The organism is Caballeronia sp. LZ032 (assembly GCF_031451315.1).
In the GTDB taxonomy this organism is placed as follows: Bacteria; Pseudomonadota; Gammaproteobacteria; order Burkholderiales; family Burkholderiaceae; genus Caballeronia.
Genome location: NZ_JARUXP010000004.1, coordinates 654,369 through 674,997, shown reverse-complemented (window position 1 = coordinate 674,997; position 20,629 = coordinate 654,369). Strand labels below are relative to the sequence as shown.

At 64.4% G+C, this 20,629-nt stretch carries 23 protein-coding genes; 8 read left to right on the top strand and 15 right to left on the bottom strand.

Going from position 1 to position 20,629, the window contains the following annotated elements; genetic code table 11:
* Positions 1-28 precede the first annotated feature (28 nt).
* Positions 29-1,324 (bottom strand): AcvB/VirJ family lysyl-phosphatidylglycerol hydrolase, encoded by a 1,296-nt coding sequence (locus QCE69_RS30870; protein WP_309934684.1) that lies wholly within the window; start codon positions 1,322-1,324, stop codon positions 29-31.
* The gene (mprF, locus tag QCE69_RS30865) at positions 1,321-3,915 is read right to left on the bottom strand and encodes a bifunctional lysylphosphatidylglycerol flippase/synthetase MprF (RefSeq protein ID WP_309934682.1); all 2,595 of its coding nucleotides are present in this window, start codon (positions 3,913-3,915) and stop codon (positions 1,321-1,323) included. The genes QCE69_RS30870 and mprF overlap by 4 nt, the downstream gene beginning before the upstream one ends.
* A gap of 366 nt (positions 3,916-4,281) precedes the next feature.
* Here mprF and QCE69_RS30860 point away from each other — a divergent pair, with 366 nt between their 5' ends.
* Positions 4,282-4,638, top strand: a complete 357-nt coding sequence (locus QCE69_RS30860; RefSeq protein ID WP_309934680.1) for a hypothetical protein — start codon at positions 4,282-4,284, stop codon at positions 4,636-4,638.
* Positions 4,639-4,656: 18 nt separating this feature from the next.
* Here QCE69_RS30860 and QCE69_RS30855 read toward each other — a convergent pair whose 3' ends face one another.
* Both QCE69_RS30855 and QCE69_RS30850 read right to left on the bottom strand, forming a co-directional pair.
* Positions 4,657-5,163: a hypothetical protein gene (locus QCE69_RS30855; protein WP_309926191.1), complete on the bottom strand. Its 507-nt coding sequence runs from the start codon at positions 5,161-5,163 to the stop codon at positions 4,657-4,659.
* A gap of 149 nt (positions 5,164-5,312) precedes the next feature.
* Positions 5,313-6,008 (bottom strand): response regulator transcription factor, encoded by a 696-nt coding sequence (locus QCE69_RS30850; RefSeq protein ID WP_309934678.1) that lies wholly within the window; start codon positions 6,006-6,008, stop codon positions 5,313-5,315.
* 192 nt (positions 6,009-6,200) lie between these two features.
* On the opposite strand from QCE69_RS30850, the gene QCE69_RS30845 reads away from it, so the two are divergent.
* Positions 6,201-6,653, top strand: a complete 453-nt coding sequence (locus QCE69_RS30845) for a histidine kinase (RefSeq protein ID WP_309820036.1) — start codon at positions 6,201-6,203, stop codon at positions 6,651-6,653.
* A 109-nt stretch (positions 6,654-6,762) separates the two neighbouring features.
* On the opposite strand, the gene QCE69_RS30840 is transcribed toward QCE69_RS30845, so the two are convergent.
* The 9 genes from QCE69_RS30840 to QCE69_RS30800 all read right to left on the bottom strand — a co-directional run bounded on the left by QCE69_RS30840 (position 6,763) and on the right by QCE69_RS30800 (position 15,205).
* Positions 6,763-7,689: an aldose epimerase gene (locus tag QCE69_RS30840; protein ID WP_309935418.1), complete on the bottom strand. Its 927-nt coding sequence runs from the start codon at positions 7,687-7,689 to the stop codon at positions 6,763-6,765.
* A 64-nt stretch (positions 7,690-7,753) separates the two neighbouring features.
* On the bottom strand, positions 7,754-8,593 hold the full coding sequence (locus tag QCE69_RS30835; RefSeq protein WP_409021261.1) for an ABC transporter permease: 840 nt from the start codon (positions 8,591-8,593) through the stop codon (positions 7,754-7,756).
* A 68-nt stretch (positions 8,594-8,661) separates the two neighbouring features.
* Positions 8,662-9,528 (bottom strand): sugar ABC transporter permease, encoded by an 867-nt coding sequence (locus QCE69_RS30830; protein ID WP_309926185.1) that lies wholly within the window; start codon positions 9,526-9,528, stop codon positions 8,662-8,664.
* Complete coding sequence (locus QCE69_RS30825; RefSeq protein ID WP_309934676.1) at positions 9,525-10,601, bottom strand: ABC transporter ATP-binding protein; 1,077 nt, start codon at positions 10,599-10,601, stop codon at positions 9,525-9,527. Before QCE69_RS30825 ends, QCE69_RS30830 begins: the two co-directional genes overlap by 4 nt.
* A 90-nt stretch (positions 10,602-10,691) precedes the next feature.
* On the bottom strand, positions 10,692-11,795 hold the full coding sequence (locus tag QCE69_RS30820; RefSeq protein ID WP_404986155.1) for an ABC transporter substrate-binding protein: 1,104 nt from the start codon (positions 11,793-11,795) through the stop codon (positions 10,692-10,694).
* A gap of 638 nt (positions 11,796-12,433) precedes the next feature.
* A complete protein-coding gene (locus QCE69_RS30815) occupies positions 12,434-13,126 on the bottom strand; it encodes a FadR/GntR family transcriptional regulator (protein ID WP_309926181.1) in 693 nt (230 codons plus the stop codon).
* Between the two features lie 194 nt (positions 13,127-13,320).
* Complete coding sequence (locus QCE69_RS30810) at positions 13,321-14,157, bottom strand: 3-keto-5-aminohexanoate cleavage protein (protein WP_309926179.1); 837 nt, start codon at positions 14,155-14,157, stop codon at positions 13,321-13,323.
* Between the two features lie 203 nt (positions 14,158-14,360).
* Positions 14,361-14,642, bottom strand: a complete 282-nt coding sequence (locus QCE69_RS30805; RefSeq protein ID WP_309934675.1) for a DUF3303 family protein — start codon at positions 14,640-14,642, stop codon at positions 14,361-14,363.
* 206 nt (positions 14,643-14,848) lie between these two features.
* Entirely contained in the window at positions 14,849-15,205 is a 357-nt protein-coding gene (locus tag QCE69_RS30800; RefSeq protein ID WP_309934674.1) for a hypothetical protein, read from the bottom strand.
* 258 nt (positions 15,206-15,463) lie between these two features.
* Between QCE69_RS30800 and QCE69_RS30795 the strand changes: the two genes are divergently transcribed.
* The 4 genes from QCE69_RS30795 to QCE69_RS30780 all read left to right on the top strand — a co-directional run bounded on the left by QCE69_RS30795 (position 15,464) and on the right by QCE69_RS30780 (position 18,598).
* Positions 15,464-15,766 (top strand): EF-hand domain-containing protein, encoded by a 303-nt coding sequence (locus QCE69_RS30795; RefSeq protein WP_309926174.1) that lies wholly within the window; start codon positions 15,464-15,466, stop codon positions 15,764-15,766.
* 31 nt (positions 15,767-15,797) lie between these two features.
* On the top strand, positions 15,798-16,520 hold the full coding sequence (locus QCE69_RS30790) for a response regulator (RefSeq protein ID WP_309926172.1): 723 nt from the start codon (positions 15,798-15,800) through the stop codon (positions 16,518-16,520).
* Positions 16,517-17,845 (top strand): ATP-binding protein, encoded by a 1,329-nt coding sequence (locus tag QCE69_RS30785; RefSeq protein ID WP_309934673.1) that lies wholly within the window; start codon positions 16,517-16,519, stop codon positions 17,843-17,845. The genes QCE69_RS30790 and QCE69_RS30785 overlap by 4 nt, the downstream gene beginning before the upstream one ends.
* A gap of 75 nt (positions 17,846-17,920) precedes the next feature.
* Positions 17,921-18,598, top strand: a complete 678-nt coding sequence (locus QCE69_RS30780) for a helix-turn-helix domain-containing protein (RefSeq protein ID WP_309934671.1) — start codon at positions 17,921-17,923, stop codon at positions 18,596-18,598.
* Between the two features lie 317 nt (positions 18,599-18,915).
* On the opposite strand, the gene QCE69_RS30775 is transcribed toward QCE69_RS30780, so the two are convergent.
* Positions 18,916-19,164: a hypothetical protein gene (locus tag QCE69_RS30775; RefSeq protein ID WP_309934669.1), complete on the bottom strand. Its 249-nt coding sequence runs from the start codon at positions 19,162-19,164 to the stop codon at positions 18,916-18,918.
* A 70-nt stretch (positions 19,165-19,234) separates the two neighbouring features.
* On the opposite strand from QCE69_RS30775, the gene QCE69_RS30770 reads away from it, so the two are divergent.
* Positions 19,235-19,618 (top strand): DUF3564 family protein, encoded by a 384-nt coding sequence (locus QCE69_RS30770; RefSeq protein ID WP_309926166.1) that lies wholly within the window; start codon positions 19,235-19,237, stop codon positions 19,616-19,618.
* Positions 19,619-19,635: 17 nt separating this feature from the next.
* Here QCE69_RS30770 and QCE69_RS30765 read toward each other — a convergent pair whose 3' ends face one another.
* Positions 19,636-19,827 (bottom strand): DUF2964 family protein, encoded by a 192-nt coding sequence (locus QCE69_RS30765; protein ID WP_309820007.1) that lies wholly within the window; start codon positions 19,825-19,827, stop codon positions 19,636-19,638.
* Between the two features lie 319 nt (positions 19,828-20,146).
* Between QCE69_RS30765 and QCE69_RS30760 the strand changes: the two genes are divergently transcribed.
* Entirely contained in the window at positions 20,147-20,572 is a 426-nt protein-coding gene (locus QCE69_RS30760; RefSeq protein WP_309926165.1) for a phasin family protein, read from the top strand.
* The last annotated feature ends 57 nt before the right edge of the window (positions 20,573-20,629 follow it).

Below are 20,629 nucleotides of genomic sequence, written 5' to 3'. Positions count from 1 at the left end.
CCGGGCGCTGCGGGACGAACCGTCCCGCTCACCCCTGCCGCGCCGCGATCTGCTTGCGCCAGCCGGCGAGAATCCGGCGCGCGAGCGCGTCGTAGTCGCCGCCGAAGTGGTGGTCGCCCGGCAGCTTCACCACTTCAATACCCGTCTTCGTCAGGTCCGGGCACAGCGTGTCTTCTTCCTTCTCACCGTAGATGCATTGCACCATCGCCGGCGGCACCTTGTTCAGTTCCGGCCGCACCTTCAGCGCCTTGTCGCTCGCCGGCATGCCGAGCCAGCCCGTCACGCGGATCTGGAAATCGGCGGCGGGCGAAAAGCCCATCAGCGAGATGTACGACACCTGTTCGCGCACCGCGTCCGGCAGACGGTTGTAGGCGAACGGCATGACGTCGGCGCCGAACGAGTAACCCAGCAGCGCCACGTGGCTCGTATGCCAGCGCGCGTTGTAGAAGCGGATCACGCGAGCGAGGTCGTTGGCCGTCTGCTGCGGCGTTTTTTCGCTCCAGAAGTAGCGCAACGAATCGATGCCGATCACCGACACCCCGTCACGCTGCAACGCAAGCGCCATGGTCTTGTCGAGATCGCGCCAGCCGCCGTCGCCGGAAATCACGATGGCGAGCAGATCGGTCGGCTTGTCAGCGCGCAGTTCGATCAGCGGCAGATCGGAGACATCGCCCTCGGCGACCGGCTCGGCCTTCTTCAGGTGCGGCGCGGTCAGCGCGACCAGCGCATCGGCCTTTGAATGACCCGGCTGCGGCGCCGCCGCGCGCTCCAGAAACCCCGGCAAACCCTGGGCGTGGATGATGGTCGGGTCAGGCGGACACGGATCGAACCGGGCGTCGAGCTGGGCATCGGCGTTGAGCGACACCGCGCCCGCCACCGTATTGTCCGGAGCCTGCCGCAGCGAACTCTCGGCGAGCGCCGCGCCCTGGCCCGTGCCGGCGAGGATCGGCGAATAGTAGTGGTTCGTCTGCACGGTGCGCTCGAGCTGATGGCTCATGTTCTCCGCATCGCCGACGAGGTTGTGACACTCCTTCTCGCTCTTGTCCGCCTTCACCTGCGCCGCGTATTTCAGCGTATCGACGCCGATCACCATCGCGCCTTTCGCGGCGAGGGCGTCAGCGGCCTGCTGGTCCGACGGACTCCAGCCGCTCTTCTCCGAAAACAGCACGACGAAACCGGTCATGTCGCCGGCGGGTTTCGTCAGCGTCACCTGGCCGTAGCGGCCGCCGGGAATCGATTCAGCGGCATGCGCCGCGCCCAGCCAGGAAACAGCACACACGGCGGCGGCTACGAACGCCGCCGCTTTCTTGCAAAGGAATGTCATGAACGCCAGCCGCCCGCGAGAAGCGAGAGATCCGCCAAAGTGAAAAATACGCCGACCGAACCGGATGCCGCCAGATAACGCGGCTCCCAGCGCGGCTGGAACTTGCTCTTGAATCCGCGCAGCCCGCGGAAGTTGTAGAAGCGTCCGCCGAAACGCCAGACGAGGCCGGCGAAGCGGTGCCAGTGCGACGCGAGCGGCGTCGGCTCCATGCCCGACAAAGGCGCGATGCCCAACGACAGCGACTTGAAGCCCGTTTCCTTCAGATGCAGCGCGAGCTTCGTGAAGAGATACTCCATCGCGTACGACGACGCCGCTTCGACATGGCGCATCACGCCGACGGTCGCTTCGGTGTTCATGTCGGTGGTCATGAAGGTGACGAACGCCACCGGCACGCCCTGCTGCCGGACCAGCAGCACCGATTGCGCCGACAGATAGTCCTCCGTGAACGCCGCCACCGAAAAGCTTTTCTCGCGCGCGGAACGGCTGTCGAGCCAGTCGTCGGAGATGGCGCGCAGCATCGGCAGGCTGGCGACGATGCGGTCCGGCCCGATGACCTCGGTATCGAAGCCATCGCGCTCGCCGCGCTTGAGCGCATAGCGCAGATGCGAGCGGTGCGATCCCTTCAGGTCGAAGTCCGCCAGCGCCACGTGCGCTTCCTCGCCGAGCTTCATCAGCGTCAGGCCGGCGTCGAGATACAGCGGCAGCGCGTCGGCGCGCACCTGATAGAACGCGGCGCGGCCGTTGTGTGCATGCGCCAGTTCCACGAATTTGCGGATCAGCTCCGCCCACTCGCGGCGCGGACCCACCGGATCATGCAGCGCGGCCCACGTGCGGCCGTGCTTGGCGTACATCAGGAAGGCTTCGCGCGACTCCGAAAACAGGAAACTCTTGTCGCCCATCATCGCGAGGCCGGCGTCGCTGCGTTCCTGCGCGCGGAAGATGCGCGCGGCATCGGCGAGATCCTGCGGCGCGGGCTTCACGAAACGGCCCGCCGCCGGACGCAGCAGTTGCCAGACGGCGAACACCGTGCCGAACACAGCCGCGGCGAGCGTCGCGCGCAGCGCACGCGGTGCGCGCTCGTCGAACGCGAACTGCCACCAGAGATCGCCGCTGTACGGCACGTCGCGGAACGCGAAGAACATGATCCAGAAGGCGAACGCCATCACGACGCCGATCGAGATCAGCCAGGTCGCCGTGAAACGCTCGGCAAACAGCGACGAACGGCGGTTGAAGCGCTCGCGCGTCAGCACCAGCAGCACGATCAGGAACGCCAGCACGCCGACTTCGACGAAGGCCAGACCCTTCGCCAGCGACAGCGCCAGGTTGGCGACCGCCAGGCCCAGCGCGAGCCACCAGGCGGCGTCGAGCCGGCGCAGCAGGCCGCGCGCGACGAACAGCAGCAGCACGCCGAGCACGGAGCCGAGCAGTTGCGAGCTTTCCAGCACCCACAGCGGCACGAGGGTCTGCAGGAGCGCGATGCGCATCTTGAAGGCCGGCGTCGCGCCGGAGATGACGAGCATGGTGCCGGCCGCGAACGTGACGATCGACAGGAACACCGGCGCGAGCTGCGACACGTGATGCGGGCTCAGGAAGCCGAAGCGGCCCTTCAGCGCGCGGCCTTCGAAGGCGGCCATCACGCCAGCCGAGAGGATCAGCGGCAGGCCGAAATAGATCGCGCGATACGCGAGCAGCGCCGCGACGACGTCCGGCGTCTGCGCGCTGCCGCCGAGCGCGAAGACCATCGCAGCCTCGAACACGCCGACGCCGCCCGGCGTATGACCGATCATGCCCAGCAGCATCGCGGCCGAGAAGACCGTCATGAAGTCGATGAAGCCGACTTGCGGATTCGGCAGCAGCGCCCAGAGCGCGAGGCCCGCGCCGAAGACATCGACGACGGCCAGCGCCGCCTGCGCGACGAAATCGCGCCGCGCCGGCACGGTGAAAGACACCCACTTCCAGCGCGACTGCAGCGTGCGCGGCGCGCGGCCGCACAGCAGGACCATCGCGGCGAACACGGCCAGCAGCGCTGCGCCCGTCGCGCGGAGTGCGGCGGGCGGCAGATGCAGCAGGGCCGCGAGCGTGCGCGCGTCGAACAGCATGCCGGCCGCGGCCATGAAGGCCAGCGAGAGCGCCAGCGTGATGCTGGTGAACAGGGTGAGCCGGCCGACTTGCGCGGGCGTCACGCCGGAGGCGCCATAGACGCGGCAACGCACCGCGCCGCCCGTCAGCGCGCCGAAGCCGGTGACGTTGCCGAGCGCCGAGCCGACCGTCGCGCCGACCCACAGCAGCGAGCGCGGCAGCGTCACGCCGATGTGCCGCAACCCGACCGCATCGCGCCCGACGAGTGCGGCGAAGGACAGCGCGGTGGCGAACAGCGCGGCGAGCCAGGCTTGCGGCGTCATCACGCGCAGCGAATGCACGACCGACTTATAGTCGACCGCGCGCGAAAGATGCTGGAAGACGATCAGGAGCAGCACGCAGATCACGACCGTCAGGACGGGCGCGGCGAGGCGCTGAAGCTGGAAGCCGCCGGCCGTGGGGCCGGACGGGGCGATGGCGCGAAGCCGGGCGAGCAACTTTGTGCGGGACATGCGTTCTATCAGACTGGCTCACGATGCCAGCCGGCGAGGAATCGCCGGGGGCAGCGGTACATCGGGGTTATCGGGCTCGCGCACCGTACGCGCCACACGCGCTCAGAAAACGCGCTTTCGGCTCGGGTCGCCCGCGCTCGCGCCATACAAATGGCTTCAGGCAATGAAACGCCTATATAACGGCGACGGTTGACCCGACTTGACGCATATTGGGAAAAGTACGGACTGTAAGGTTAGCAGCCGCTGCTGCGGCGCTTCCGTTATTACTGATTGTAATAACCGTTGTCGGTCGGAATGCAAGAAAGCCGCTAAGATCGGACCGGCCACGCGGCAACGCGGAAATGACTAAAAAAGGTATCGAATCATATGAAGAGAAAAGTGACACTCCTGTGCGCGGCCCTGAGTGCTTCCCTGCTGTGCGCGTGCGTCGCGACGGACGACAGCCTGCTCAGGACCGTGCCGATCGGATCCGGCACCTCGCAGAGCAAGCCTTACGAGTTCACACGTTGTGTGAAGTCGGCCTGGACGTCGATTGGCGGGCGCGTGCGGGAATACTCGCCGGGCCCCGATACGCAGGCCATCTCGATTCCGAGCGGCGGTCCGACGAGTCAATCCGTGGTGTTGTTGATCGCGCAGGCATCGGCGAACAACACCGGCTACACGATCTACGGCGATATTGGCGTGGCGAGCCGCTATGTCGCGGCCACCCATACTTGCGACTGAATTCTCCGGCGCGGCGGCTCAGGAAGGCTTGCCGTCGCGCATGTCGACGCCCGCCAGATGGGTGCCGACCACCCGTCCGATCAGATAGCCGTCCGACGCGCACGCGTTGACGCGCTCCTTGCCATCCCACTGGATCTTGTATTGATCGTCCTGCGAGTGGATCGCGGACGGATCGAACTTGCGCTTCGGTTTGCCGCCGTTGCGCGCGTCCTCGCCGACCATCCGGTTCCAGGTGAGCGCGTAACCGTAGCGGACGCCGTCGGCGAAGGCATCGTCGTCGCACACCTGGCTGGGAGTCTTCGTCTTGACCATCAGGTGGTAGCCGTCCGGGCTGCCGACCATGATGCGGCGCTCGCCGGGAGGCAGGGCCGGCGCGGGCGGCCGCACCGGCGTGCGCGCCGTCTGGACCGGCGCCGTGCCCGACGCGGGCGCGGCGGCATCCGTGCCGTCCTGCTGTGGAAGGGGCGCACACGCGCCGAGAATGAGCACCGCGCTCGCGGCAACCGCCGCGCCGGCACCTTGCATTGTCTTGAACGATAGCCTGCGAATCACCTGCGCTGAACCCGTCTCGAATTAGTCCGGGCTCTACCTTACCATCTCGCGATGAATTCCTCGGAACGTTCCTAAACGACGATGGGCCGCCTCCGAGACGGCCCTGCGCGGCTGCGTGCGGATCAGGACGCCGACGAGGTATTGCTCATCGGCATCTCGATGCCGCGCCGCGCCATCTCGACAATCAGGAAGGTTCGCCGCGTGACGTGGAAGCGCGCGAGCAGATCGCTCGAATATTCCTTTGCGGTGTTTTCGCTGATGTTCATCTTGCGCGCGATCGCCTTGTTCGACAGCCCCTGCAGCAGATAGCGCAGCGTCTCGGTAAGGCGCGGCGGCAGGTCGAGCGACTCGACCGTCACGCTCGGATGCGGCGTGACCGGCCTCGGACTGTGACCGCCCTTGCCGAGCACCGTGTTGGGCAGGTACACGCGGCCGTTCAGGATGGTCTTGAGCGCCTCGCGGAACACGCCGGCGCCCTGCTCGCTGCCCTTGGAAATGAAGCCGCACGCGCCGTTCTTGATGCATTCGAGCACGGTGTCGCGGTCATCCTGGGCGGACAGCATGATGGTCTGGACTTCCTGCTCTTCCTCGCGGATCCAGTTCAGCAGGTCCATGCCGGTGTCCTGGCCACGCAGATGGTAGTCGAGGAAGATGAGGTCGTAGGTATTGGCAGAAAGCTTGGCTTTCGCCTGTTCGAAACCGTCGGCCTCGTCGATTTCGAGCAAAGGCTCATTGGCCAGGATGAGACTTTTCATCGCGCTCCTGGTGAGCCCTTCGTCCTCAACTAGCAACACTGTTTTGAAATAGCCATTTTCCATTGCGACGCTCCGAGAACGGTTTCGATCTTACGCGGGCCTTGGACGACTTCTACCCCCCTTTCGCAGGGATCCATTCGGCAGTCTCCCAAAATCTCTGAACTCCCCTTCCCGTGCCGGGTTGAGCGATAAGCACGGCCGGTCGAAACTGGCGGCATCGAATCAGCCATATCAAATAACGACCAGGAGGATGAGATGTCAAGCCGTCTAGCCCACAACGAGAGCGAGTTCGCGTTGTGGCGAATCAAGCGGGCTCGTACCAGCGATGCATCACGCCGCGTGCTGATCGCCCACAAGGACAAGTCGATCGGCGATTCGCTCGCCGTGCAACTTCGGCTCAAAGGCTTGCAGGTCATCCATTCGCAGGATCTCAAATCCGTCCGCGCGCTGGTCGGCAGCTGGCAGCCGCACGCGCTGCTGCTCGACACCAGCCTCGACAGCGACTCCGGCTACGTCTTCCTGCGCACGCTACAGATGGATTCGGAGATGACCGGGCGCCTGCTCGTCGCGATGAGCAACGTCTGGCCCGCCGATCCCGTCCAGATGCTCAAGGACGCCGGGTTCGACGCGCATTGCCGCCGGCCGTGCGCGACCTGGCGGATCGTCGATATGGTCGAAGCGTTCTTTTCAGCGCCGCTCAGGCGCTGATGTTTCCATGTTTGCAGGAGGTGTCGCATGAACCCGCTTGCCTGTCTTGTGGCTCGAGGCCTGTTGCCGGCGAATGCCTCGCGTGTGCGGACCTCGGTGGAAGCGCGCGTCAGGCGCCGCCGCCGTCGCCTGGGGCCGGGATCACGCCGGTTGCCATCGCGAGCGACGCCCGTATTTCACTACCTGGCTCGATGACCGCCACACCCGTTCCGTCCACGCCGCGCGCCGCGAGATTGAAGCCGTCGCTGACGTGCGACACCGGCTCGACGCACAGATAGCCCGCCCCGGCCGGACAATGCACGACGACATGGCTCAAGGCGTCGCCGGCCATGAGGGCAAGCGTGCGGCCGTGCGCGTAATGCAGCGTCACGCGGCCGTCCCAGCCGCTGAGATAGCGCGTGTAGCCCTGCATCTCGCGCGCGTGCCGGCGGGGCGGCGCCTCGCTGGCGACCCCGACCGCGATCTCTTCCTCATGGCGCCACAGCGTGGCCGCGTCGACTTCCGCCTCCGTCGCGGCGAAATAAGGATGGAAACCCAGCCCGACCGGCATTGGCAGCGATGAGCGGTTCAACACGCGCATCGACAGGCGCGCGCCCTCGGGCGTGGCCTCGATCAGCTGCACCGCTTCGAACGCCCACGGCCAGCCATGCTGGTCCGCGCGATGCACGAAGCGCAGCACGGCGCAATCCGGCTCGTGCAGTTCCACCTGCCACGCCGCGAACTGGCCGAAGCCATGCAGCGCGTGCCGCATGCCGGGAAACGTCGCCAGTTCGACGAGTGAACCGTCCGGCCCCGCGAAGCGCGCATCGCGCACCCGGTTGGAGAACGGCACGAGCGGATAGCTTCCGCCTTTCGGCCACGCGTGGCAGGGCCAGCTCGCCGCCGTCACCGGCGCGAGCCATTCCTGAACGCCGTGTGCATCCGCGGTGGCGAAGCGCGTGATGCGCCCGCCGGCCTGCGGCGCGATCTCCAGCGTATGCGGCCCGCTGGAGATGACGAGCTTCGGCTCCGCCTCGAGTGTCACGACCTCACGCATCTTCGTCACGTTGCTGTTTCGTCAGGGAGAAACCGGCGCGCGGCCGCGTCCATGTCGGTCACGGTCACTGTTTCTGTTCCTTCACCCGCGACACGAGCTGCGTCGGACTCACGAACTGCAGCGCGATCAGCACCCAGACCATCGTGATCGCCATGTAGATCATCGCCATGGCGTCGATGGATTGCGGCGCGCGCACGCCCGTCGAGAACACCGCGTAGTACAGCGCGACCACCAGCGTCTGCGTGGTCGGTCCGGCGGTGAAGAAGGTGAGCTCGAACATGCCGATGGTGCGCACCAGCACCAGCAGCCCTGCCGCGAGCATGCCCGGCACGAGCAGCGGCAGCAGCACGTAACGAAAATAACGGAACGTGTTCGCACCAAAAATGCGTGCGGCTGATTCCAGATTCGGATCGATCTGCTCGATAAACGGCGTCATCACCAGAATCACGAACGGCAGCGCCGGCACCAGGTTCGCGAGAATCACGCCGGTCAGCGTGCCCGCGAGATGGAACTTGTACATGACCGTGGCCATCGGAATGCCGTAGGTCACGGGCGGCACCATCAGCGGCAGCAGGAACACGAGCATCGCGAAGCGCTTGCCGGGGAACTGCACGCGCGCCAGCGCGTACGCCGCCGGCACGCCGAGCACGATGGACAGCAGCACCACCGCGCCCACCACTTCGAGCGTCACGAGCAGCACGCTCGAGAGCTGGAAATCGCTCCATGCCTGCGCATACCAGTGCAACGTGAAGCCCTGCGGCAGCAGCGTACCGAACCAGCGTGTCGCCACCGAGTTCACGGCGACGGTCGCGATCAGCAACAGTACGTTGAGCAGGAAGAAGCCCATCGTCGCCCAGACGATGCAATTCCACAGTCGGTCGCGGAGGCTCGTTTGCTGTTTCATCGCACGGGTGGCGCCTTGTGTCGGGGCGCCGGCCTGCCAGCCGGACGCCGCGTGGTTATCGGTTGTCATCAGCCCTTGCCTCCGGTCACCGGACCCGTATAGAAGAAACGGCGCGCGCCGAGCATGCCGCCCACCACGAGCAACTGCACGAAACCCATGACGATCGCGATGGTCGATGCCAGCGCATAGTCATAGCTTTCGAACGCGGCTTCCGACGCAGCGATGGAAATGACGCGCGTCGGACCGGCCGGCGCGCCAAGCAGCACCGCCGACGGGAACACCGAAAACGCCTGCACGAAGGACAGGCACGCAGTCATCGTCAGGCCCGGCAGCAGCAACGGCAGGTAGACCTGGCGAAACTGCTGCCAGGGACTCGCGCCGAGCGTCGCGGCCGCGCGCGCGAGCGTCGGGTCGATGCCGGTCACGTAGGACAAGGTCAGCAGGAACGCGAACGGAAAACCCGACACGATCAGCGAGATCAGCACACCCCAGTAGTTATGCGTGAGGCGCACTTCATCGCCGTACAGGTGCAACGCCTGCAAGGCCTGCGGAAACCAGCCGTTGGGGCTGAAATAGGTGAGCATGCCGTCGGCGATCAGCACCGTGCCGAGCGTCACCGGCACGACCAGCAGCGTGGTCACGAACTTCTGCCACGGCGACGTGCGGCGCAACGCGAACGCCACCGGGACCGAGACGCCGACGTTGATGACGGTGGCAGGCACGGCGAGCTTCAGCGTGACGATGATGGTCGGCCACATCGACGTATCGGTGAAGAACGTGATGTAGTTGGCCCAGATGCTGCCGCCGTTCATCGGCTGGAACGACAGCATCAGGCCGTACGCGAACGGATAGATGAACAGCGCGACGATGAAGAGCAGCGCCGGCGCAACCAGCCAGCCCTTCGGATCGCGCGGCTGGGCGGGCAGCGCGATCATTGCTCTGCTCCGTAGACGAGGATCTTCGATGGCGCCACGCGCAGCGCAATGCGCTCGCCTTCCGCACATTCACCCGCGATGCGCGCCCACAGCCTGCCGAACGCCGTATTCACGATGATGAGCGAATCGCGGCCGCCATACTCGACCACTTCCACGTGCGCATCGAAGGCGTTTTCAGTGCCGGGCGTCGCGCGCTCCATGTCTTCGGGGCGCAACGCCACCGCGACCTGCTTGCTGTCGAAACCTTCCATCGGCGTGCCGAGCAGCTTGACGCCGTTCGCGTTCACGGCGACCGCCTCGCCCTGCGTGCCTTCGAGCGTCGCCGCGACGACATTGCGAAAGCCCATGAAGCACGCGACGTGCAGGTTCTTCGGTCGCGAATAGACTTCCTTCGGCGACGCCACCTGCTGCACCACGCCTTCCCTCATCACCACGATGCGATCCGCCATCGACAGCGCCTCGTCCTGATCGTGCGTCACGTAGAGCGTGGCGCGCTCCAGCTTGCCGTGAATGCGGCGGATCTCCGCGCGCATCTCGATGCGCAGCTTGGTGTCGAGGTTCGAGAGCGGTTCGTCCATCAGCACGAGCGGCGGCTCGATGACGATCGCGCGGGCAATGGCCACGCGCTGCTGCTGGCCGCCGGAGAGCTGGCCGGGCAGCTTGGCGTCGTGACCGGTCAGTTGCACGAGTTGCAATGCGGCTTTTGCGCGCCTGGTCGCTTCGGCTTTCGGCACGCCGCGCATCTTGAGGCCGAAGCCGACGTTGTCGAGCACCGACATATGCGGGAACAGCGCGTAGTTCTGGAAGACCATGCCGAAGCCGCGCTTCTCGGGCGGCAGCACGTCGATACGTTTGTCATCGAGCCAGATACCGCCCCCCGTCAGCGGCTGCAGGCCGGCGATGCAGTTGAGCGCGGTCGACTTGCCGCAACCCGATGGCCCCAGCAGCGCGATGAACTCCCCGCGCTGGATGTTCAGATCGAGGCCTTTCAGTGCGGCGAGCTGTTGCCCTTCCGCGTTGGTGAAGCTGCGCGAGACCGAGTCGAGGCGCAGTTGCTCAAAGGTGTGCTTCATGACGAATTCCTGCGCGCGGATAAGCGCGTGTCTTGTGCAGGCGGCGACGCTCCTTGCCAGGAACGTCGCCGCATCGGGGCCGCGGTGGGCTTACTTCGTCTTTGCCGCGCCGATCTCGCGATCCCATTTCTGGAAGGCGGCGACCATCGCCTGGGCATTCAGCGGCACGACGTGCGGACGGTCCGCAAGCAGCTTCGCGTACTCGGGACGGCCGAACTTCTGGATCACTTCCTGGCTCTTCGCCGGGGCCATCGAGAGCGGCACGTCCTTCACCGCCGGGCCCGGATAGAAGTAGCCGTCGTCATAGGTCAGCGCCTGCTGCGCGGGCTCCAGCATGAAGTTCATCAGCTTGTAGAGCACGTCGAGCTTTTCCTTCGGCACGCCCTTCGGGATGACCATGTAGTGGGCGTCGTTGACCCAGGTCATGTTGTCGAAGGCGCCGACCTTGAATTCCGCGGGCACGATGCCGAGCGCGCGCGGATTGATGTCCCAGCCCGTTACTGTCACGGTCATGTCGCGCGTGCCTTCCCCGAGTTCCTTCATCACGGCCGACGTGCCGCCCGGATAGTACGGAACGCAGTCGTTGAGCTGCTTGAGGAACGCCCAGGTCTTGTCCCAGCCGTTGATCGGGTCCATCGGGTCCTTGTCGCCGAGCACGTACGGCAAACCCATCAGGAAGGTGCGGCCCGGGCCAGAGTTGGCTGGACGCGCATAGATCAGCTTGTTCGGATGCGCCTTGCACCACGCCAGCAACTGATCCGGAGTCTTGGGGACGTCGGTGACCTTGGCCGGGTTGTATTCGAGCAGCGGACCCGCGGGCATGTACGTCACTTCGAGGCCATAGCCTTGCGCGATGTCCTGCATCTTGCGCGGACCGGGCGCGTACTTGTCGAGTACGCCGGGGAATGCCTTCGATTGATCCGGCAGGAGCTTCTCCCACAGGCCCTGCTGGATGCCGGCCGCGAGCGCGTCAGTGCCCGTCACGACGAGGTCGATGTCCGAGCGCCCCGCCGCCTGCATTGCCTTGATCTTGCCGGGCAGCTGCGGCGCCGGGGCATTGGTGAAGGTGATGCTGGAAACCAGGTCGGGATACTTGGCCTTGAAAGCCTCGAAGCCCTTTTGCGTCAGTTGCAGATTGCCTGCGACGTCCACGATGTTGATCGACACGGGATCGGCCGCCTGCGCCGCACTCATGCCGAAGGCCGCGCCGACGGCGATGCACACCGCCGCCAGCTTCACTGACAGTCCTGCCTTGAAAACCATGTTGTCGTCTCCTCACTTCGCTCGCAACCACGGGTCGGGAAGGGATCGGTCGCGTCACCGACATCGCTTGCCGCGCGAGCGCCGCCCCGTTTGTGATTCTTTCTCTGTGCTGCGTGTTTTTTAAGTCGGGCTTGTCTGGTGGTTTGTTTCTGCGCGCATCCTGATTGCCGCTGGAAGCTGAAAAATAGCTAACGAGGTTATAGGATGTCAAGCAAATTGCCTTGTGCTGGCGTGTTACCGAAACCTTGAGAGGTATCGTTTTCTTAAGCTGATAACGGCTTGCGGCCGTATCTCGGGAGATACCCGAAGCCAGTGTTTTCTCGACGGTTTAACCGCTCATCAAGAATGTTTCCTTGAGCGTTTCCGTGAGTTTCCTTTGAGGCTTCAATTGGGCGGCCACGCCGTGGGTCCGAGCGCCTGGACTCCTTCAGGCAGACTAGCGGCCGGTCTACATGGACTCGATGCCACCCCCAAATTCTTCCTGCCTTCATGCGAGATGTTGTCAGGCAACTTCCAAAAGCTCTGCGCGGTTGCCAAGGTTGTATGACAACGCATTGCCGAAGAACTCGCTAAACGCCGAACATGCGCTCGAGTGCGTGCCTGAGATGAGCGTCCATGGCAGCCGCAGCTTTCTCGCGATCATGGGCTTCGATCGCTTCGAGCACCTCGAGGAGCTCTTGCTGAGTGAGCCGCTGACGTTCCAGCGCATTGAGCGGCGACAGCGTCTGCGACAGATTCGAACTGAAGATGATCTGCTCTTCGATGAAGGACAGCATCGTGACGAAGAAAGGGTTTCTGGACGTTCGCGCCACGGCTAGCCGGAAGGCAAAGTCGTCGTGCGCATCGATGCCCTTTTGCGCCTCGACGGAGCTTGCCATCCGGTTCCAGGCAAGCCTGAGCGCGTGCAGGTCGGAGTCCTCGGCCTTGTCGGCGGCCAGCTCGGCCGCGCCGGTTTCCATCACCAGACGAAATTCATAGCAGCGCCGGATGTCGGACAAGGTTTCCACAGGCGCAAAGCGGCGAGCGTCCGGATCAGGCCGACGCCCGACCACGGTGCCCGAACCGCGCCGCGTCACGATGATGCCGTCGGCGCGCAGGCGGGCAAGCGCCTCGCGCACCGTGGGGCGCGAAGTGGCGAAGCGTTCTGCGAGCGCGTGCTCTGTCAGCAGGCGATCGCCTTCCTTGAACTCGCCTTCGACGATGCGGTTGAGAATGTCGCTGTAGATCCGGTCGGCGAGGCCGGCTGCCTTGCGCTCGTTCATGTTCTCGCGAGGGCACGCTTGTCAGGGAGGAGCACCGATTGTAAGGCAGCTTTTTTTGATTCGGCGGATGAGTTTTGCATCACGAATGCAAAATGCAACGTGCAAACGCGTTTCAGTGCTGCGTGGAAACGACAAGGGCGCGCCCCGATGCCCGGCGGCGCGCCCTTCCCTGTTTGCGGAACTGCTTCGTTCGTCTACAGCGACAGCAGCCTGCGCGCTTCCTTCGCGGTCGCTACCGGCCGGCCATACTCCGCGCACAGCGAGGCCACCCGGCTGACCAGTTGTGCATTGCTCTTGGCGAGGGTGTCCTTGTCCCAGCGCACGTTGTCTTCGAGACCGGTACGGCAGTGACCGCCCATTTCGAGCGTCCAGTGGTTTACCTCGAGTTGATGGCGCCCGATACCTGCTGCGGTCCAGGTTGCATCGGGGAGATGCTTGCGCAACTGCTCGACTTCGAACTCGAGGATCTCGCGCCGCGCGGGCAAGGCATTCTTTACGCCAAGGACGAACTGCACATGCACCGGCGACTTCAGCAAGCCCTGGTTCACGAGATCGACGGTGCTGTACAGCATCGCCAGATCGAAGATTTCGATCTCGGGTTTCACGTGATGGTCGAGCATGGTTTGCGCCAGCGAGCGCACGAAGTCCGGCGGATTCTCGTAGACGATAGTCGGAAAGTTCACTGATCCCGTGGCAAGCGACGCCATGTCGGGCTTCAGATCCAGCATCGCGCCCCGCTGCTCGAAGGAGCGGCCGCGTCCGCCCGTCGAGAACTGGATGATGATGTCCGGACAGTGCTTGCGAATGCCCTCCTGCAGTTCCGCAAAGCGGTGACGGTCCGAGCTGGAGCGCTCGTCCTCGTCGCGCACATGCAGATGCACGAGCGTCGCGCCCGCGTCGTAGGCTTCGTGCGTGCTTTCGATCTGCTCGGCAATCGTGATGGGCACGGCGGGATTGTCTTTCTTGCGCGGCACCGATCCGGTGATCGCGACGGAAATCACGCAAGGTTCCTGGGTCTTCGCTTCAGTCACGCTTCGCTCCTATGCGGCAATATCGTCAGACGGAGCACGCAATCGCGCAACGCCATCCAAAATTAACTATCTAGTACGTTTGTGAATGCTGAGGCATGGCCTGCCGCGCTGCAAGCCACACAAACCCTTAGATCGTTCATCGCGGACAGTTGCAAACGACCGTTCGTTGTACGGTGCGGTTGACGCCCGCGCGCGCGGCCTCTTTATGGTTTCTGGGCGTGTTCCGCAAGCATCCTGCCGACCTGCTCGTCGGTGATGGCTGGCTTGATGTCGAACATGAAGATGTCGGCCCATTCGAGCGCCCAGCGAGCCAGCGGTTCGACGTCATCGCATTCACATACGGCGATACCCCAGATCGAACCGATTGCATGCCATCGGCCAATCAGATGGATGCCATCCGGCGGCGCGCCGCGCGTCTGGAGGAATCGCTCGGCGGCCTGTCTTTCCACTTCGGGTTGCGCCGTCCAGTTGACGATGAATAGCATGGCTCGATCCTCCCGATGGACACCGCGACGCGTATGCATGGCGACGTACGCGCGGCTGCATCGGCGCGTGGACGATGCAATCAATCCAGTATAGGAGGCGGCCGGAAAGAAAAGCGTGAAACGTATTTTGCGTATTGCATTACGCATTCAGCATGCCTCGAATGCACTATGCTCTTGCCACCTGTTGCGTCGCATTGAAGAAGCGTTCAGGGCAGCACGACAACGGGCACCCGTGTCACCGGCTGCGCGTAAGTCACCCGGATCGCGGGCGTCACCGCATAAGCTGGCAGCGGGACCGGAGCGACGATCACTGGCGGCCGCGGGGGCGGCGGTGCAATGACTGCCACCGGAGCAGCCACTGGCACAATCGTCACGGTACGCGCGGGCACATAGTAGTACGGAGGCCGCGGAGGCGGTGCGTAGTAGTACACCGGGCGCGGCGCTGCGATGACGACTGCGGGCGCCACATAGGAAACCTGCACGCTCGTACCGGCCATTGCGGTCCTCGCGCAAGTCAGGGTAATGGCGGCCACGGCGGAAACACTCAGCAAGCGAAAGTTCATGATGATGGTCCTCAATGCACGTCAGACGTTGGGAATGGCCGAGCAAAGGAAGCGTCGGCCGGCGATGAGAACGATAGCGAAGCGCCGCGCAAAGCGTGAGCGATGACTTGTGTCGGCGCGTGTCATCGCCGGCCATGCCGTGCACATGACATGCGGCGACATGGATTCACGGCGCGCTCGGGATTGCGCTTGCAACGCGGCTCAATAGAATGAGCCTCACCTGTCTTGCTCATTCGCATCCGAATCAAGGAGAGACTCATGCGAAAGACCCTTGCCGCTGTTGCTGCCTGCCTGGTGTGCGTCGCTTTGGCCCCGGCCTTCGCGCAGACCGCCACCCAACCGATGGGCGCAAGCCCGCATGTCGAACGCGCGCTTGGCCAGTTGCAGGCCCGCTTCACGAACGCCAACACCACGCGCGATGGCAGACTCACCCGTGAGCAGGCCGCCAGCGGCATGCCGATGGTGGCGAAGCATTTCGACGAGATCGATACGCAGAAGAACGGTTTCGTCACCCTGCCGCAGATCGAGGCGTTCATGCGCGCCCACGCCTCGCAACGCTGAACGCTGAACGCTGACCGCCCGGAGCCCGCTCATGGACACCCTGCCGAAGATCATCGTGCTCGACGACGAAGCCGAGTTGCGCAACATGCTGCAGCGCTTTCTGAGTTCGCAGGGATTCGAAGTGCGTGTCGTCGAGAACGGCAAGCGGCTCGACCGCTATCTCCAGCGCGAACCTTATGACCTGCTCGTGCTCGACTGGATGATGGAGCCGGAAGACGGTCTCTCCGTGTGCAAGCGTCTGCGTGCCGAAGGCCAGACGCTGCCGATCCTCATGCTCACAGCCAAGGGCGATCCCGTCGACAAGGTCGTCGGCCTCGAGACCGGCGCGGACGACTATCTCGCCAAGCCGTTCCTGCCGCAGGAACTCGTCGCGCGGGTGCGCGCGCTGCTGCGCCGCCAGAAGATCGCCGCCGGCGATCCGACCCATACCCGGCAAGTCATCCGCTTCGGCGAATTTCGCCTCGATCTCGCGCGCCAGATGCTCTTCAGGAATGGCGAGCCCTTCGAGATCCACTCTGCGCAGATGCAGTTGCTGAACGCGCTCGGTTCATCGCCGAATCGTGGGGTGAGCCGCGACAACCTCATCGCGCGCACGCGAGGCCGCGATCATGACGCGCTCGATCGCAGCATCGACGTGCAGGTGTTGCGGCTGCGGCAACTCGTCGAGGAAGATCCGGGCAAGCCGCGCTTTATCAAGACCGTGTGGGGCGTCGGTTACATGCTGCTCGCCGAAGTCGAGGCGGATGCGCCGTGAAGCTCGCGCCGCGCTCGCTCTTCGCGCGCAACGTGCTGTTGCTTGTCGCGCTGGTCGCGGCGAGCCAGGTCTGCGCCATCGCCGTGCTGCTGCATTTCATCCAGACGCCGCGCATTGAGCGCGCGGCCTCCGCGTTCGCGAGTTACATCGTCACCCTCGACACGCTGCTCAGGACGACCCCGCCCGATGCCGCGCAAACCGTCACGTCGCATCTCGACATGCGCGCCGAATTGCCCGCGGGCGCCGCGCCCTTCACGCCTGAGTCGCGCCTGCATTTCTATGAAACCTATCAGCGGCGGACCTTTGTCGAGAGCCTGCGGCGTCATCTGCCTGCCGATCTGCTGGTGCGCTGGCAAAGCGGCGATACCAGCGACGACGGTCAGCAGCGCTTGTGGATTCGCGCGCATCTGTCGGACGAGCCGCGCTGGATTGCATTGCCGGTTCCCGAAGCCGCCCATGGCGACGGCATCGCTACGGCCCTGCTGCTCTCGCTGGGACTGGGCGCGCTTGCCACCGGCACGGCGTATGTGATCCAGCGGCACCTGAACCGCCCGCTCGCCCATCTCGCCGACGCGGCGCGCCGTGTCTCAGCGGGTGGGGACCCGGGCGTCCTGCCGAACGATGGCCCGACCGAAATCGCGGAAGTCAGCGACGCCTTCAACCGCATGACCGCCGCGCTGAGGGAAGCCGACGCGACGCGCGCACTGATGCTCGCCGGTATTTCGCACGACATCCGCACGCCGATGACCAAGCTGCGTCTCGCGATGGCCATGTCGTCCGTGCCGTCGATGGACGCGTCATTCGCGGCATCGGCGGAAGGCTACCTCGAGACCATCGACACGATCCTGCAGCAGTTCATGGACTATGCCGGAAGCGGCGCGAAGGAGATGCCGGTCGTCGGCGACCTGAATGCGCTGATCGCGAATCTCGCCGCTGATTTTGCAGGCCTGGGTCACGAGTTCACGCTGGAACTCGGCGAAGTGCAGCCCTTCGCGTTCCGTCCCATCAGCATGATGCGCATGTTGATGAACGTCATGCAGAATGCGGTCCTTTACGGTGTGGTGGGACTGGAGGCTCGCACCTGGACCGATGCGCGGACACGAAGCGTGTGCGTCGTGATTGCGGATCGCGGCAAGGGACTCGCCGGGCAGGATCCCGAGGCGCTCAAGCAGCCGTTCAGGCGCGGCGGCGGCGAAGGCCAGCCGAAAGGCACGGGGCTGGGCCTCGCGATCGTCGAGCGCATTGCCAGGCTGCATGGCGGCACGCTCGAACTGCGTCCGCGCGAGGGCGGCGGCGCCGAGGTGCGTATCGTTCTGCCGCTCTGATGCTTACGCCATCAGCGGCGGGTTGTCCTTTCCGCGATCCGAGAACCATACTGCAATCAGCAGGAGGAGCGCGCCATGGAACCCTCGCTTCACCGCAACACGGCAGTCACGCTTCACGTCCGCTTAGCCGACGCGGATGCGATTCCGTTTCCCACCCGTACTCTCGAACGAGGCGCCGCGCTCTACACCACGGGTGAGCCGCTGCGCTCGCTTTATACCGTGCAGAGCGGCTGCTTCAAGAGCGTCGCGACCTTTCCGGCGAACGATCTGGACAGCGCGCCTCATACCCAGGTCACCGGCTTCCATCTGCCGGAGGAAACGCTTGGCCTCGACGGCATCTGCACGGGACGACATGAAAGCGACGCCATCGCACTCGAAAACAGCGTGGTGCGCATCATGCCCGTGGGCATTCTCGAACCGCTGTGCCGCGAATATGCGGCCATGCAGCACGAACTGCTGGCGATCATGAGCGCCGAGATCGTGCGGGCCTCGCGACTCGCACTGATGCTGGGCACGATGCCCGCGCGCGAGCGCGTGGCGGCGTTCCTGCTGGACCTGTCCGAGCGGCTCGACGCGCCAGCGCCGCCGGCTGACCTGCTGCTGCCAATGACGCGCAGCGACATCGGAAGTTATCTCGGTCTCGAACTGGAAACCGTGAGCCGGATGCTGTCGAAGCTGCAACGTGAAGGCGTGATCGGGCTCAACGGCAGGCAGTTGCATATCGTCGATCGCATGAAGCTGGAGCGCCTTTGAGCGCATCGGTGCGCGATCCATTTCGCCATGCCAACGACGCCTGGTTCTTTGAATGATGCATTCTGCATTCATTGTTGCACCGCACACGCAACGGACCCGCCCGACGCCGCCGTTCGTGCGGGTTGCAACCTGCTGGGGCGTTCATTGTCCGGCGTGGTGCAACGCGCACGGACGGCGGGCGGATTCGCGTGTCACCGTCGGCACGCTTGCGGCTTATGTGATGGGGTTGCGCCTTGGAAGCCTGCGGCAAAACGCCGACTGAAAGTCGTCATATTGCCGAGCTAGACTGAAATTGATGCGCCGGTACTTTCGTGACGTCATCCGACGCAAATCGGCATTGGACTTGCTTGATGCTTGCATGCTTCGCTCTGCTGCAATGCGCAAGCGCTGTCGATAGAGGCTCCCTTTCCGAACGTCGCGCCGATGAAACTTGTCCATGCGGCGCCATTAAACTTATTGGCCGTATGCCGTTCGAAACCGACATTGCTGCTCTCGGCGTGCGAGGCCCGAACCAATACGCGCGGCGCAACGCCTGAAGCGAGTTGCTTCGAGACGCCGCCTTTCATTCGACGACGCTCATGGCCGGCGTACATGCGCCGAGCGTCATGTCCATCGATTCGTATCATGGAGGATGACATGCGTATCACCGTGAAGCTGGATGGTTTCGAAGGCGCCCAATCCGCGGCATACGCCATTCTGTGGCTCGACAAGGAAACACGCCGCTGGTCGCGCGAGGGACACCAGGCGGTCGAAGTCCCTGACTGGGGCGGACTGCGCGCGGGAACGAACGGAACGATGATCTGCGGCCAGCGCATCGAAGAGCCGATCTGCGTGCTGGAGCGTCTTGACTTCGATACCCCCGGCGGCCCTTGCGAAGGCCTCGCCGGACGCGTGCTGTGGTATGCCGGTGGCGTCGATGGCTCAAACCCGCACAGCACTGGACGCTGGCATGTGCAGTGCATCGACCGCGAACAGATCCAGGCCGAGCATGGCGTGTTCGCGGGAGGAGAAGATCGCTGATTCACCCGGCCGAAGGATCAGGGATCATCGCCCGGCAGAGGCGTCAGCATCACGACAAACGACGCCGCCCCCAGCAGAATCGCGAGCACGCCGTACCAGGTCACAGCGGTCTCGTCGAACAGCAGCCCGCGCAGTGCCGCATGAATGCCGCCGAGTGTCACGAAGACCGCCCCCAGCGCCGCAACGATTCGTCCTTCGCCCTTGATCATGATGCGCTCCCGCCTGCTTCCGCGGCGGGAGCCAGCTGCCCGTGAACCGCTCGCCACCGCCTGTCACCGTGTATTCATGGTCGTTGCGGCACCATGGCGCACGTTGACCTGCATCAAGCGGGCATCATGGCGAGCGCGATCGTCATCGTCGCCCACATGGCGTTTTCCCTTGCCCCAAGATCGGCCTTTAAATTGGTAGTATCAGGTGCCGGCGGCGTCTCGGCCTGGGGACGCACGCAAGGTGAGACAGCCCGGTCATCCGCGCTCTTCATGCAGTCGGACAGCGGAATCCGCGCTCGACCGAACGAATCTGGGAGACATGATGAATCAAAATTTCAGCGATCCGTTCAGCCAGTTTGCCGCCATGTTCCAGCAATATCAGTTGCCGGGATTCGATGTCGCCGCGATCATGGAATCGCGTCGCAAGGACGTCGAGGCACTCGCGGCAACGAACCGCGTCGCGTTCGGCGGCATCGAAGCGTTGCGCGACAAGCAGCTTGAAATCCTGCGCCGCACCTTGAGCGATCTGGAGGGCATCGCCAAGCAGTTCGCCACTGGATCGGCGCAACCGCCGTTCAACGCCAACGAAGTCGTCCAGCGCGCCTTGCATAACGCACTCGCCGACATGCAGGACATCGCGCGCACCACTCAACAGACGCAGGCCGAAGCCTATGCGCTCGTCAGCAAGCGGATGGAAGATGCGCTGAAGGAATTGAAGTCATCGATGGAGAAGCCTCAAAGCTAGGCGCTCCGGCGCGGTTCCGTTCTTCTCGTCTTCAAGTCCACCGCGAACGGAACCCGC

Coding starts and splice junctions, on each gene's coding strand:
- QCE69_RS30870 (WP_309934684.1), bottom strand. CDS start 1,324: ATGACATTCCTTTGCAAGAAAGCGGCGGCGTTCGTAGCCGCCGCCGTG.
- mprF (WP_309934682.1), bottom strand. CDS start 3,915: ATGTCCCGCACAAAGTTGCTCGCCCGGCTTCGCGCCATCGCCCCGTCC.
- QCE69_RS30860 (WP_309934680.1), top strand. CDS start 4,282: ATGAAGAGAAAAGTGACACTCCTGTGCGCGGCCCTGAGTGCTTCCCTG.
- QCE69_RS30855 (WP_309926191.1), bottom strand. CDS start 5,163: ATGCAAGGTGCCGGCGCGGCGGTTGCCGCGAGCGCGGTGCTCATTCTC.
- QCE69_RS30850 (WP_309934678.1), bottom strand. CDS start 6,008: ATGGAAAATGGCTATTTCAAAACAGTGTTGCTAGTTGAGGACGAAGGG.
- QCE69_RS30845 (WP_309820036.1), top strand. CDS start 6,201: ATGTCAAGCCGTCTAGCCCACAACGAGAGCGAGTTCGCGTTGTGGCGA.
- QCE69_RS30840 (WP_309935418.1), bottom strand. CDS start 7,689: ATGCGTGAGGTCGTGACACTCGAGGCGGAGCCGAAGCTCGTCATCTCC.
- QCE69_RS30835 (WP_409021261.1), bottom strand. CDS start 8,593: ATGAAACAGCAAACGAGCCTCCGCGACCGACTGTGGAATTGCATCGTC.
- QCE69_RS30830 (WP_309926185.1), bottom strand. CDS start 9,528: ATGATCGCGCTGCCCGCCCAGCCGCGCGATCCGAAGGGCTGGCTGGTT.
- QCE69_RS30825 (WP_309934676.1), bottom strand. CDS start 10,601: ATGAAGCACACCTTTGAGCAACTGCGCCTCGACTCGGTCTCGCGCAGC.
- QCE69_RS30820 (WP_404986155.1), bottom strand. CDS start 11,795: ATGAGTGCGGCGCAGGCGGCCGATCCCGTGTCGATCAACATCGTGGAC.
- QCE69_RS30815 (WP_309926181.1), bottom strand. CDS start 13,126: ATGAACGAGCGCAAGGCAGCCGGCCTCGCCGACCGGATCTACAGCGAC.
- QCE69_RS30805 (WP_309934675.1), bottom strand. CDS start 14,642: ATGCTATTCATCGTCAACTGGACGGCGCAACCCGAAGTGGAAAGACAG.
- QCE69_RS30800 (WP_309934674.1), bottom strand. CDS start 15,205: ATGAACTTTCGCTTGCTGAGTGTTTCCGCCGTGGCCGCCATTACCCTG.
- QCE69_RS30795 (WP_309926174.1), top strand. CDS start 15,464: ATGCGAAAGACCCTTGCCGCTGTTGCTGCCTGCCTGGTGTGCGTCGCT.
- QCE69_RS30790 (WP_309926172.1), top strand. CDS start 15,798: ATGGACACCCTGCCGAAGATCATCGTGCTCGACGACGAAGCCGAGTTG.
- QCE69_RS30780 (WP_309934671.1), top strand. CDS start 17,921: ATGGAACCCTCGCTTCACCGCAACACGGCAGTCACGCTTCACGTCCGC.
- QCE69_RS30775 (WP_309934669.1), bottom strand. CDS start 19,164: ATGAAAGGCGGCGTCTCGAAGCAACTCGCTTCAGGCGTTGCGCCGCGC.
- QCE69_RS30770 (WP_309926166.1), top strand. CDS start 19,235: ATGCGTATCACCGTGAAGCTGGATGGTTTCGAAGGCGCCCAATCCGCG.
- QCE69_RS30765 (WP_309820007.1), bottom strand. CDS start 19,827: ATGATCAAGGGCGAAGGACGAATCGTTGCGGCGCTGGGGGCGGTCTTC.
- QCE69_RS30760 (WP_309926165.1), top strand. CDS start 20,147: ATGATGAATCAAAATTTCAGCGATCCGTTCAGCCAGTTTGCCGCCATG.